A 12,637-nucleotide genomic window follows, 5' to 3' on the forward strand; every position below is an offset into this window, starting at 1 on the left:
CATCGACGGAATTTCTCGAGAGCGTCCCTATCGGATCTTCCGCTGCGACGGGCATTGATGTTGCGTCGTCCTGCACGAGAGAACACTCACGGAGGACGTTATGCTTTTGAAATGGGCATTGATCTTTTTCGTGGTTGCTTTGATCGCGGCGGCGTTCGGCTTTACCGGCATCGCTGCAGGGGCGGCGAGCATCGCCAAGATCCTTTTCTATCTGTTTCTTGGCATATTCCTCATCTTGCTCATCGCGGGCATCATCGTGGGACAGAAGATATTTTCTTAACATCCGAATATCGCTCCGAAGCATGAGAGAACGGCTCGGACGATGTCCGGAGCCGAGACAGGCTGTCTAAGCCCGGACAAACTGTCCACGACAACGCCGGTCACCGGCCGTTCGGGATACCGAGGATCGGCGCCCGCTTATCTTGCATGCGGCGAACTGGCTCGCCGCTTGCTTCATCGATTCTATCGGTTTTGAAGGATCCCCTTTACCCCCGGACTGAAGAGAGAGGATGCAGGATGGATGTTGAGCGGACATTGCAGATGGGCCTTTATGCGGCAGGAGTTCTTCTCGTCATCGGCGCGATGCTGGGGCTTCCGGCATTCCTGGGAGAGCGACATTGGCGAAAGCCGGAACGTCGGCGAGATATTGCGACCGGCGTGCAGTATGAATCGGGGATTCAACCGACCGGCAATGCGCAAATCCGCCTTCCCATCCAGTACTACCTGGTCGCGATGTTCTTCGTGATTTTCGACTTGGAAGCCGTCTTTCTCTATGCCTGGGCGGTGGCGGTCAAAGAAACGGGTTGGCTCGGCTTCATCGAGGTGACGATCTTCGTCGCGATTCTCTTGGCGGCGCTGGCCTATTTGTGGCGTATCGGCGCATTGGATTGGAGCGCCCGATATCAACGACCGCCTGTCCGTCGCCTTCATCGTTTTCAAGTGAAGGAGCGGGCCGATGCGCGGGTGGCGTAACGGAAGACTGGAAGGGACTTCCATCAGGGACGGCGGCGACGGCTCCCTGGCGACCGTGGTCGGTCAGTCGGTGTTGCTCGCCACACTCCAAGATTTACTGGCTTGGGGCAGGAAGAATTCGCTCTGGCCGCTGAATTTCGGCCTGTCCTGTTGCTACGTGGAAATGGCGACCAGTCTGACCAGCGTCTACGACGTGGCCCGGTTCGGCGCCGAAGTCGTCCGCGGTTCTCCCCGCCAAGCCGATGTCCTGGTGGTCTCCGGTACGGTGTTCATCAAGGTGGCTCCGATCATCAAGCAGCTGTACGAACAGATGATGGAGCCCCGGTGGGTGATCTCAATGGGTTCCTGCGCGAACTCAGGAGGAATGTTCGACGCGTACTCCGTCGTGCAGGGTGTGGACAAATTCCTTCCCGTGGACGTGTACATGCCGGGGTGCCCCCCGCCCCCCCATGCCTTCATGGAATGTCTGCTGCTTTTACAAGATAAAGTCGGTCGGGAACGACGGCCGTTGAGTTGGTGGTTCGGTCCGCAAGACGTCCAAAAACCGATCATGCCGTCGATGAGGGACATGAAACGAGAAGAACGGATCCATCGGCGGGACTATCCGGCCCCGGATATCCTTCCCAGAACCGATCTCCTCTCGCCGCGCTTCGCGGCACAACAGCCGGATGAATCGGCCTCCAAGCCATGAACCGACTATCATCGACCATTGAAGGCGTGTCCGTCGGTGTTTCCGGCGTGGTGAAGGAACTGGAGAGTCGCTTCGGCTCCGGCGGAATTATGGCTTTTCAGCCCACAAAAGATGAGATCCCGACTGTCTGGATCGATAACAATCGGCTGCGTGACACGCTGACATATTTGAAGTCCGAGATTCCCCGTCCGTTTCCCATGCTGTTCGATTTGAGCGCGACCGACGAACGGCTGCGCCGCAATCATGGCGGGTTGCCGATCGGGCTGTTCACCGTCTTCTATCGCCTCTATTCATTCGATCGCAATGAATCGCTCCGCATTAAAGTACCCCTCCGCGAGGAACCTCTCTCGTTGCCGTCCGTCATGGATCTCTGGCCGAACGCCGATTGGTATGAGCGCGAAATATACGACATGTTCGGCATCCGGTTCGAAGGCCACCCGTTTCTCCGCCGTCTCCTCATGCCTCCGTGGTGGGACGGCCATCCCCTGCGGAAAGAACATCCGGCGCGCGGAACGGAGATGGGCCGTTTCCAACTGCCGCCGGAAAAGCTGGCCATGACGCAGGAAGCGTTGCGGTTCAAGCCGGAAGACTGGGGGTTGGTCCGCACCCATCACGACTCCGACTTCGACTACATGTTCATCAACCTCGGGCCGGCTCATACCGGCACGCACGGCGTCTTGAGGCTCGTCACGCAACTGGCGGGCGAAGAAATCATCGACATCGTGCCCGATATCGGCTTCCACCATCGGGCCAAGGAAAAGATCGCCGAGCGGCAGACCTGGCACACCTTCATTCCCTATACCGACCGTGTCGACTACCTCCAAGGTGTGCTCAACGAGATGCCCTACTGCCTCTCGGTCGAGCGACTGGCCGGCATCACGGTTCCAGACCGGGCGCAGGTCATCCGCGTCATGATGAGCGAGTTCTATCGTCTGGCCAGTCATCTCGTGTGGTACGGCACTTTCGCGCAGGACGTCGGCGCCCTCTCTCCGGTCTTTTACATGTTCAACGACCGCGAGCGGATTCATGCGATCACGGAGGCGATTTGCGGCGGTCGCATGCACCCGAACTGGTTCCGGATCGGAGGCGTGTCCCAGGATCTCCCCGTCGGTTGGGACAAACTGGTCAAACAGTTCGTGGACTACCTCCCCGGCCGTTTGGATGAATACGAGCGGCTGGTGATGGACAATCCGATTTTCAAGGAACGGACGGTCGGCATCGGCGCCTTCACGCTCGAAGACGCGATCGCGTGGGGCGCGACCGGCCCCATGTTGCGTGCCTGCGGGCTGCCCTGGGATCTGCGCAAGGTCCGCCCCTACTCCGGTTACGATCGGTTCGACTTCGAAGTTCCGGTCGGCTCCCGCGGAGATTGTTACGATCGGGCCGTCGTGCACGTGCTGGAGATGCGGCAGTCGTTGCGCATCATCCGCCAGTGCCTCGACCACATGCCGGCCGGTCCGTACAAATCTCTCGATTCCCTGACGACTCCTCCGCTCAAAGAACGGACCATGCATGATATCGAGACCCTCATCCATCATTTTCTGGGGGTGAGTTGGGGACCGGTGCTGCCGCCGGGCGAGGCGGAAGTGCCCACGGAATCGTCGAAGGGCCAGACCAGCTATTACTTGACCAGCGATGGGGCACAAGTTTCGTACCGGACGAGAATCCGTACCCCGTCCTTCGCGCACATTCAGATGGTCCCGTTCATGGCACGCGGCGCCCTGTTGCCGGACCTCTTGGCGATACTGGGAAGCGTGGACTTTGTCCTGTCGGACGTGGATCGGTGAAGTCAGGCAAGAAGGCGTTATTCGAATCGCGAACCGCAAGAGCACTCCGGCGTTTAACGAAGAACGTTTGACGATGAACGAACATGTTGACCGACATTGAACGGCGCGAAATCGAAGAGGCTTTGAAGCACTATCCCGACAAACAGGCGGGTGCCATCGATGCCTTGTTGCTCCTCCAGCGGCGGCGTGGATGGATCTCGGACGACTCTCTTCATGACATCGCGCGGCTTCTGAACACGACGGCAGAAGATGTGGACGGCGTGGCGACGTTTTACAACCTCATTTTCCGCAAGCCCGTCGGCCGCCATGTCCTGTTTCTGTGCGACAGCATCAGCTGCTGGATCATGGGAGGTGAACGGCTACGAGAACAGTTGAGCCGACGCTACGGTGCCGAGATGGGACGGACGACGGCCGACGGTCGTCTCACGGTGCTCCCGATCGCATGTCTCGGACATTGCGAGCGCGCCCCGGCTCTGATGATCGATGACGATATCTACGGCAATGTCACCACGGACAAGATCGAACGAATCGTGGAGAAATACAAATAAGACAGGTTAAGGATCAGGTTGAGCCGGATTCACTGATTCCTCAACCTTCACCTGAACCCGGTTTCAGTTATGGAACATCCCCTCACTCAACACATCGCCCGGGATCACCGGTATCGGTCTCTGCAGGAGTACGGCAAGACCGGCGGCTATCGCAGTCTCAAGAGACTGGCCGAGGGGCTCTCCTCTCATGACGTCCAGCGACTGGTGACGGACTCAGGACTGCGCGGGAGAGGCGGCGCCGGATTCCTCACCGGCACGAAATGGAGCTTCGTCCCGATGGGGTCGGATGCGCCGAGACCGAAGTACATCGTCGCCAATGCGGACGAGATGGAACCGGGTACGTTTAAGGACCGCGTGCTCATGGAGGGTGATCCTCACGGCCTGGTGGAAGGGATGATCCTCGCGGGCTACGCCATCGGAGCGGAAGTCGGGTACGTTTTTCTCCGGGGCGAGTACCGGCTGTCCGCACGGTACTTAACACAGGCCATCGCCGAGGCCTACGAGCAAGGACATCTGGGAAAGACGCTGCCTGGAACGGATTTTCGCTTCGACCTTCATCTCCATGCCAGCGCCGGCCGGTACATTTGCGGCGAGGAAACCGCGCTGCTCAATGCGTTGGAAGGGAAACGGGCGATTCCCCGCGCCAAGCCCCCTTATCCTCAGACGGTGGGTCTGTGGGGCCGGCCCACCGTCGTGCAGAACGTCGAGACCTTGTACAACATTCCTCACATCGTCAACCATGGCGCCGCTTGGTATCGCGGTCTCAGTCGCGGCAAGGACGGCGGCACGAAACTCTACGGCATGAGCGGGCGTGTCGCGCATCCCGGCTGCTGGGAACTTCCCCTCGGGACGACGGCTCGCGAACTGCTGGAACACTACGCCGACGGCATGTTCGACGGTTTCGGCTTTCGTGCGCTGCTCCCCGGGGGAGCCTCGACGGCTTTTCTTCTCCAAGAACATCTGCATCTTCCCATGGACTTCACTTCGATCCCGCCTCATGTGGGCCGACTCGGAACCGGAACGATGATCGTGCTGGATGACCGGACCTGTCCCGTCGGATTCGTCCTCAACTTGGAAAAGTTCTTTGCCCGCGAGTCCTGCGGCTGGTGTACCCCCTGCCGCGAGGGGCTGCCGTGGGTTGCGCGGATACTCCAATCCTTCGAGGAAGGTCGAGCCACCAAGGATGATCTGACGTTGCTTGACATGCATGCCGAATTTCTCGGCCCCGGCCGGACGTTCTGCGCCTTGGCGCCGGGTGCGGCCGAACCCTTGCGGTCCGCGTTGAAATATTTTCGGGATGACTTTATGCGGCATATCCGTTTGGGGCAATGTCCTTGGAACGTCAAGGCGAAGCGGCAAAGGGTTTTGGTGTAGCCCAAACTTGAAACAAGAGACGAAGCTCGAAACGCGAAACAAGACACATAAAACCAGAACCCGATGGCAACGATCATCGTCGATAATCGATCCTACTCGGTGGATGAGCGACAGAACCTGCTTGCCGCTTGTCTCGGCACGGGATTGAACGTGCCCTATTTCTGCTGGCACCCCGCCATGGGATCGGTCGGCGCCTGTCGCCAATGCGCGGTCAAACAATTCAAGGATGAACAGGATCGGCAAGGGCGCCTTGTCATGGCCTGCATGACTCCCGCTTCCGACGGCGCCCGCATTTCGATCGACGATCCAGACGCCAAGGCCTTTCGCGCCTCGGTCATCGAATGGCTGATGGTCAACCATCCGCACGATTGTCCGGTCTGCGACGAAGGCGGCGAATGCCATCTGCAGGACATGACCGTCATGACGGGCCATGCCTACCGCCGCTACCAGTTTCCCAAACGGACCTATCGCAACCAGTATCTCGGCCCCTTCATCAAGCACGACATGAACCGCTGCATCCAATGTTACCGCTGTGTCCGCTTCTACAGAGATTATGCCGGCGGGCGCGACCTGAATGTCTTCGGCTCGCACGACAACCTCTATTTCGGTCGGGAGAGCGACGGGACCTTGGAAAATGAATTCAGCGGCAATTTGATCGAGGTCTGTCCGACCGGCGTCTTCAACGACAATACGCTCTTCCACCACTACTCGAGAAAATGGGACCTCCAGTCCGCCCAGTCGATCTGCCCCCATTGCAGTCTTGGGTGCAATACCACGCCGGGAGAACGCTATGGGGTCTTGCGCCGCGTCGTCAACCGCTATAACTCCCAGGTCAACGGATACTTCATCTGCGACCGAGGTCGATTCGGCTACGACTACGTCAACAGTGACGGTCGGATCAAACGAGCCCTCTTGAGGTCGACCGGCGACCGCAGCAGCCCGGCCAGGCCGGAAGGAGTCTCACACGTGCTGGCCGTCGCGGCCGACCGTTTACGACGGGCGCGTGGGATCCTGGGAATCGGCTCTCCCCGCGCGTCGTTGGAAGCCAATGCGGCGCTCCGTTCGTTCGTGGGCCCCGATCGGTTTTTTCTCGGCATCGGCGACCGTGAGCATCGGCTCATCTCGACGATCCTGACTATTCTGACGACCGGTCCTGTCCCCTCCGCTTCCATGCATGACGTGGAAGACTCGGACGCGGTCTTCGTACTCGGTGAAGACGTGTTGAACAGCGCTCCGCGCCTGGCGCTCGCGCTTCTGCAATCGGTTCGCCAAGAGCCGATAAAACGAGCGGATGACTTGAAGATACCTCGGTGGGACGATGCCGCGGTCCGCAATGTCGTGCAGGGCCGACGTGGACCGCTCTTTCTCTCCGGTTATCGGCGGACGTGGCTGCATGATCATGCGACGGAGGGTTATTTCGCCGCGCCGGACGATATCGCCCGCTTGGGTTTTGCCGTCGCTCGGTCGATTGAAGCGGATGATTCCTCCATCCCGGACCTTTCGAAAGACGCACGGGACAGGGCCCATCGCATCGCCGACGCCCTGAAGCAAGCGGAGCGGCCGTTGGTGATCGCCGGCACCGGAAGCGGCTCCCAAGCAACCATCGAGGCCGCAGCCGATGTCGCCTGGGCGCTGCATCGCATGGGGAAGCATCCTCGTCTCAGCTTCGTCCTTCCGGATTGCAACAGCTTGGGCCTCGATCTTCTCGGCGGCGGAACGTTGAACGAGGCGTCTGCATGGATTCGGGAGGGAAAGGCCGACAGTATCATCGTGTTGGAGAACGACCTGTACCGCCACGCGCAGCCCGCGGAGGCCGATGCCCTGTTGAATGCCGCAAACACCGTCATCGTCATCGACTCACTCGATCATCGAACGTCGGCTCGCGCCGACATTCTTCTGCCGGCCGCCACGGTTCCGGAATCCGACGGGACCCTCCTCAATCAGGAAGGTCGCGCACAGCGGTTTTATCAAGTATTCGAGCCGGACGGCGACGTGACCGAAAGTTGGCGCTGGCTGAGGGATCTGGCCCGGGCAACTTCGGATGAAACAGAAAGTCCGTCCGGTGTCGCAACCTGGCAAACCTTTGATGACGCTGTCTCAGGCACGGCGAAAGCGGTCCCGGAACTCGCCCGGATCGAAGAAATCGCTCCCCCCGCTCGTTTTCGTCTCGTGGGGCAAAAGATTCCTCGACAGCCGGAGCGATATAGCGGCCGCACCGCCATGCGGTCCCATCTCACCGTGCATGAGCCGCCTCCCCCGCCCGATCCCGACACGCCGCTGGCTTTTTCAATGGAAGGGTATCGAGGGCCGGTTCCTTCGCCGCTCATTCCGCAGTTCTGGAGTCCCGGCTGGAATTCCACTCAGGCTTTGAACAAATACCAGGACGAAGTCGGCGGCCCGCTGCGCGATGAAATGCCGGGCCTGCGGCTGATCGAGCCGACGGCCGCGCAGGCTCCCTCTCCGTTCATGGACATCCCGCGTCCCTTTCAGCCCACACCTCACCGTTGGCTGCTGTTATCGCTGCCCGCTCTGTTTGGGAGTGAAGAGTTGAGCAATCGCGCGCCGGCCGTCGCCGAACGAATACCGGACCCCTTCATCTCACTGCATCCATCGGACGGCGCCCGACTCCAGTTGGGAGACGGAATCGTCATCGAATTGACGTTGCAGGGAGTCACCTTGCGATTGGCCCTGCGCCTGGACTCTTCCACGCCCCCCGGCACGGCCGGCATCTCCGTGGTCCATGAAGCCGTCGGGATCCGATTGCCGGCTTGGGCGGACCTTACCGAGACCATCCGAGCCGAACGGAGGGTGGCATGATCGACTGGGGACGCACCGCGTTCATCATCGCCACCATGCTCGGTGGCCTGCTGACACTCGCCGCCCTCCTGATTTGGGTCGAGCGCCGTTTGCTCGGCATCTGGCAGGAGCGCCATGGGCCGAATCGCGTCGGACCAGGCGGGATTCTGCAATCTCTCGCCGACATGATCAAAATCTTCACGAAAGAAGATTGGATTCCACCGTTCGCCGACAAGGCCGTGTTCGTGCTGACGCCGGCGATCATCGTTGTCGCGGCGCTGATGTCGTTCTCGGTCGTCCCCATCGCGCCCGGCTTTGTCGTGGCCGATGTCAATATAGGGGTGCTGTTCTTTTTGGCCATGTCCAGCCTTGCGGCGTACAGCGTGATCATCGGCGGCTGGGCCTCGAACAGCAAATTCGCATTTCTCGGAAGCCTCCGCGCCACCGCTCAACTGCTCAGTTACGAGGTCTTCATGGGCCTGTCCCTGATGGGGTCGGTACTCCTGACCGGATCCTTCAATTTAAGCGATATCGTCGATGCTCAACGTGATCTCTGGTTCGTCGTGCCGCAGTTCATGGGTTTCCTGGGCTTTTTCATCGCGGGCTTGGCCGAGGCGCATCGCACGCCGTTCGATGTGCCGGAGGCGGAAGCCGAGCTGGTGGCCGGATATCACGCGGAGTACAGCGGAATGAAGTTCGGCATGTTTTTCGTCGGCGAATACCTGAGCGTCACCCTGCTGTCGGCGATGATCGTCATTCTGTTTTTCGGCGGATGGCATGGACCGCTGCTGCCGCCGGCGCTGTGGTTTCTGCTCAAGACCACCGTCTTCATCGTATTGATCATCCTCATTCGAGCGACGTGGCCGCGATTGCGCTTCGATCAATTTCTGTCGTTCGGGTGGAAGGTCGTGATGCCGCTCGCGTTGATCAATTTGCTGGCGACAGGAGGAATCGTGCTCTGGAAAGGAAACTGATGTCTATCTGGTCCGTCTCGTCAGTTCGGAGATCAATCAGACCATATCACCCGAATAGACCACACAGACGAGATGGACAAGAGGCACCATGACACTCTTTCGCTACATCCGTGACCTGGTGCTCGGTCTCTGGATCGTCTTCAAACGCACGTTCAGCAAGCCCGTCACGGTGCAGTATCCCGAGGAACGGCCCTATTTGCCGCCCCGTTGGCGCGGACGGATCGTGTTGACGCGCGATCCTGACGGCGAGGAACGTTGCGTCGCCTGCTATCTCTGCGCGGTCGCCTGTCCGGTCGATTGCATCGCGCTGCAGGCGACCGAAGATCCGACCGCGCATGATCGCCGGTACCCGGCGTTCTTTAGAATCAATTTCTCACGCTGCATCTACTGCGGGTACTGCGAGGAGGCCTGTCCGACCTACGCGATTCAGCTCGTGCCGGATTTCGAACAGAGCGAATACACCCGCTCCAACATGGTGTACGAAAAGGAAGACTTGTTGATCAGCGGCACCGGCAAGTATCCCGACTACAACTTCTATCGAGTCGCAGGCGTGAAGATTCGCGACAAGGACAAGGGTGAGGCTCAGAATGAATTGCCCCCGGTGGATGTGAGGAGTTTGATGCCGTAAAGCAGTGCTGAGGTAAAGTGCCGAACGCGGAGCGAGAAGCATTGGCGTACGCAGCACTCAGAACTCAGCCCCGGACTTATCTTATGGATATTCTTTTTTACATCGCCGCCGCGGTCACTGTCTTGGCAACGCTCCGCGTGATCACGCATCTGCATGCGGTGCACGCCCTGCTCTATTTTGTCGTCGCACTGATTGCATTGGCCGTCATTTTCTATCTGCTGGGCGCGCCGTTTGCCGCCGCATTGGAAATCATCGTCTACGCCGGCGCCATCATGGTGCTCTTTGTGTTTGTCGTGATGCTCCTGAATCAAGGACCGTTGACCGTCGAACAGGAACGCAGTTGGCTGTCGCCGGGCATGTGGATCGGGCCCAGCCTACTGGCGTTCGTCCTGCTGGGGGAAGTGCTGTACATCCTTATGACGAGCCCCCCGCCGTTGCATGACCTCGTCGGCGTCGGCCCCAAGGAGGTGGCGGTCGCCCTTTACGGACCGTATGTGATCGCCGTCGAACTGGCCTCGATGCTGCTCCTAAGCGGTCTGGTGGGCGCGTATCACCTGGGGCGCCGCTTGGGCAAGGAGCGCCGTTGATGCTCACGACTCACGCGTTGATCCTGGCGATGGTTCTTTTCTGCTTGGGGCTCATCGGCCTTCTGGTGCGGCGCAATGTTCTGTACATGTTGCTTTCAGTGGAGATCATGCTCAATGCCGCGAGTCTGGCCTTCATCGCGGCCGGGGCCAGGTGGGGCCAGACCGACGGTCAGATCATGTACATGTTCATTTTGACGTTGGCGGCGGCCGAAGTGTCCGTCGCGCTGGGGATCGTGCTCCGGGTGTCATCGTGCTTCCGGACCTTGGACGCGGATGCACTGAGCGAGATGAAAGGATAACAAGGAGGTTGAGATTGAGGCTGAGGTCGAGTGCCGAAAAGGTGCGGACCAACTTAACCTCGATCATAACCTTGGCTTAGAGATTATGCTTTCCTTACTTTGGCTCATCCCGGCGCTGCCTCTCGCCGGCTATCTGTCGCTCCTGGCGTTTGGATCCCGACTGTCCCGTCGCGGGATCGCCTGGCTGGGGACAGGCTCCGTCGGTGCGTCAGCTCTGATCACCGGACTCGTGGCGTTCGAGTTCATCCCACAGCTTTCAAACAGGCCCTCGTACCGCCAAGTCTCGTGGAGTTGGATGGACACCTCGGGCATGGCCGTGGAAGTCGCCTGGTATCTCGATGCGCTCGCCCTGCTCATGCTGCTCGTGGTGACCGGCGTCGGCTTTCTCATTCATCTTTATTCCACGAGCTACATGAGCGGCGACGAAGGATACCGGCGCTTCTTCGCCTACATGAATTTGTTCGTGTCCGCCATGGTCACCCTGGTGCTCGCCGATAATCTGCTCCTCTTGTACGTGGGATGGGAGGGTGTCGGGCTCTGCAGCTATCTGTTGATCGGTTTTTGGTATCGCGACCCCGAAAACGGGGCGGCGGCGCAGAAGGCGTTCATCGTCACCCGCGTCGGGGACACGGCGTTGGCGATCGGCCTGTTCATCATCTTTTCTTACGTGGGTACCCTCTCGATGCAAGAAGCCTCTATCCGTGCCGCCGGCATGTGGCCCGTGGGATCGCAGCTCGCCACGACGGTCGCCGCGCTGCTGTTGATCGGAGCGCTCGGCAAGTCGGCGCAGATTCCCTTGCACGTGTGGCTTCCGGATGCCATGGCCGGTCCGACTCCGGTCAGTGCCCTCATTCATGCGGCCACCATGGTCACGGCGGGTGTGTACCTCATCGCGCGTCTGCATGGTCTTTTCACGCTCGCGCCGGCGGTGCAGTTTGCCGTGGCGGTCATCGGCGTCCTGACGCTTTTGCTCGCCGCCGTCAATGCGCTCATGCAACGGGACATCAAACGCGTGTTGGCCTACTCCACGATCAGCCAGATCGGCTACATGTTCCTGGCGCTGGGCGTCGGCGCGTGGCCGGCAGCGCTGTTCCATTTTCTCACGCATGCCTGTTTCAAGGCTCTGCTCTTCCTCGCAGCCGGTTCCGTGATTCTGAGCCTCCACCATGAGCAAGACATGTTTCGCATGGGTGGATTACGACGGAGCTTACCCCTGACATTTTGGACCTTTCTCATCGGCGCGGCCGCTCTGTCGGGCGTCCCCCTCATTGCGTCGGGCTTCTACAGCAAGGACTGGATTCTCTGGTCCGCCTGGTCGTCGCCGCTCAGCAACCGATGGCTTTGGATCGGTGGAGTCGTCGGTGCCATGCTGACCGGCCTCTATACTTTTCGAATGGTATTCCTGGTGTTCTTCGGCGAACAGCGGACCAAGCCGGGTCCGGAGCGGGGACCCGCCGTTTCAATTCCATTGGTGCTGCTCGCTCTGCTCGCCGTGACGGTCGGATTTTTGGAATTGCCCCGGACGCTCGGTGACCTCCGGCTGTTCAGTCACTATCTGACCCATGCCCTACCGACCGTATCTTCCGGTCCCGGGATGGATATTGCGGAAGAGGCCCGAGAACAAGTGATGGTCGGGTTCATGTCCTTGCTCGGCATCGGCTTGGCCTTCATGACCTTTTTCCCGAAGTCAACCATGCCGAGCTGGATGGCTTCTCCCGCCTGGCGAGATGACGTCGCGGCGCGATGGCGAGACTCATGGGGATTCGACCACCTGTACGATCGTCTGCTGGTACGGCCATGGCTTTCGTTGACGAGCACCCCCCGCGACGTGATCGACCTCCTGTATGAAAAATTTGTCGATGCGCTCGGTTGGACCCATGGGCAATCCGTTCGCACACAGACCGGACGGATTCGGTGGTATGCCGCCACCATGGCGGCCGGAGCTCTCATTCTTCTTGGTTTGTTTATCGGATTGTGATTC

11 protein-coding genes and 1 pseudogene are annotated in these 12,637 nt (G+C 59.8%); all 12 read left to right on the forward strand.

Annotated features, from left to right (window positions below):
- Window positions 1-100 precede the first annotated feature (100 nt).
- The 12 genes and pseudogenes from A4E19_13735 to A4E19_13790 all read left to right on the forward strand — a co-directional run bounded on the left by A4E19_13735 (window position 101) and on the right by A4E19_13790 (window position 12,634).
- Entirely contained in the window at window positions 101-280 is a 180-nt protein-coding gene (locus tag A4E19_13735) for a hypothetical protein (protein ID OQW37226.1), read from the forward strand.
- A gap of 236 nt (window positions 281-516) precedes the next feature.
- Window positions 517-972 carry a hypothetical protein gene (locus A4E19_13740; GenBank protein OQW37227.1) on the forward strand — a complete coding sequence of 152 codons (456 nt, stop codon included), beginning with the start codon at window positions 517-519 and terminating at the stop codon, window positions 970-972.
- Window positions 956-1,561: pseudogene (locus A4E19_13745) on the forward strand (NADH-quinone oxidoreductase subunit B). Before A4E19_13740 ends, A4E19_13745 begins: the two are co-directional and overlap by 17 nt.
- Window positions 1,562-1,659: 98 nt before the next feature.
- Window positions 1,660-3,450, forward strand: a complete 1,791-nt coding sequence (locus A4E19_13750) for an NADH-quinone oxidoreductase subunit C/D (GenBank protein ID OQW37228.1) — start codon at window positions 1,660-1,662, stop codon at window positions 3,448-3,450.
- A gap of 83 nt (window positions 3,451-3,533) precedes the next feature.
- Entirely contained in the window at window positions 3,534-3,998 is a 465-nt protein-coding gene (locus A4E19_13755; protein OQW37229.1) for an NADH dehydrogenase, read from the forward strand.
- 69 nt (window positions 3,999-4,067) lie between these two features.
- On the forward strand, window positions 4,068-5,372 hold the full coding sequence (locus A4E19_13760; protein OQW37230.1) for an NADH-quinone oxidoreductase subunit F: 1,305 nt from the start codon (window positions 4,068-4,070) through the stop codon (window positions 5,370-5,372).
- A gap of 63 nt (window positions 5,373-5,435) precedes the next feature.
- A complete protein-coding gene (locus A4E19_13765) occupies window positions 5,436-8,189 on the forward strand; it encodes an NADH-quinone oxidoreductase subunit G (GenBank protein OQW37231.1) in 2,754 nt (917 codons plus the stop codon).
- The gene (locus A4E19_13770) at window positions 8,186-9,142 is read left to right on the forward strand and encodes an NADH:ubiquinone oxidoreductase (GenBank protein ID OQW37232.1); all 957 of its coding nucleotides are present in this window, start codon (window positions 8,186-8,188) and stop codon (window positions 9,140-9,142) included. Before A4E19_13765 ends, A4E19_13770 begins: the two co-directional genes overlap by 4 nt.
- Before the next feature lie 88 nt (window positions 9,143-9,230).
- Complete coding sequence (locus tag A4E19_13775) at window positions 9,231-9,770, forward strand: NADH-quinone oxidoreductase subunit I (protein OQW37233.1); 540 nt, start codon at window positions 9,231-9,233, stop codon at window positions 9,768-9,770.
- An 83-nt stretch (window positions 9,771-9,853) separates the two neighbouring features.
- Window positions 9,854-10,357, forward strand: a complete 504-nt coding sequence (locus tag A4E19_13780) for an NADH dehydrogenase (GenBank protein OQW37234.1) — start codon at window positions 9,854-9,856, stop codon at window positions 10,355-10,357.
- Complete coding sequence (locus A4E19_13785) at window positions 10,357-10,656, forward strand: NADH-quinone oxidoreductase subunit K (protein OQW37235.1); 300 nt, start codon at window positions 10,357-10,359, stop codon at window positions 10,654-10,656. The genes A4E19_13780 and A4E19_13785 overlap by 1 nt, the downstream gene beginning before the upstream one ends.
- 85 nt (window positions 10,657-10,741) lie before the next feature.
- Complete coding sequence (locus A4E19_13790) at window positions 10,742-12,634, forward strand: NADH-quinone oxidoreductase subunit L (protein OQW37236.1); 1,893 nt, start codon at window positions 10,742-10,744, stop codon at window positions 12,632-12,634.
- Window positions 12,635-12,637 lie beyond the last annotated feature (3 nt).

The organism is Nitrospira sp. SG-bin1 (genome assembly GCA_002083365.1).
In the GTDB taxonomy this organism is placed as follows: domain Bacteria; phylum Nitrospirota; class Nitrospiria; order Nitrospirales; family Nitrospiraceae; genus Nitrospira_D.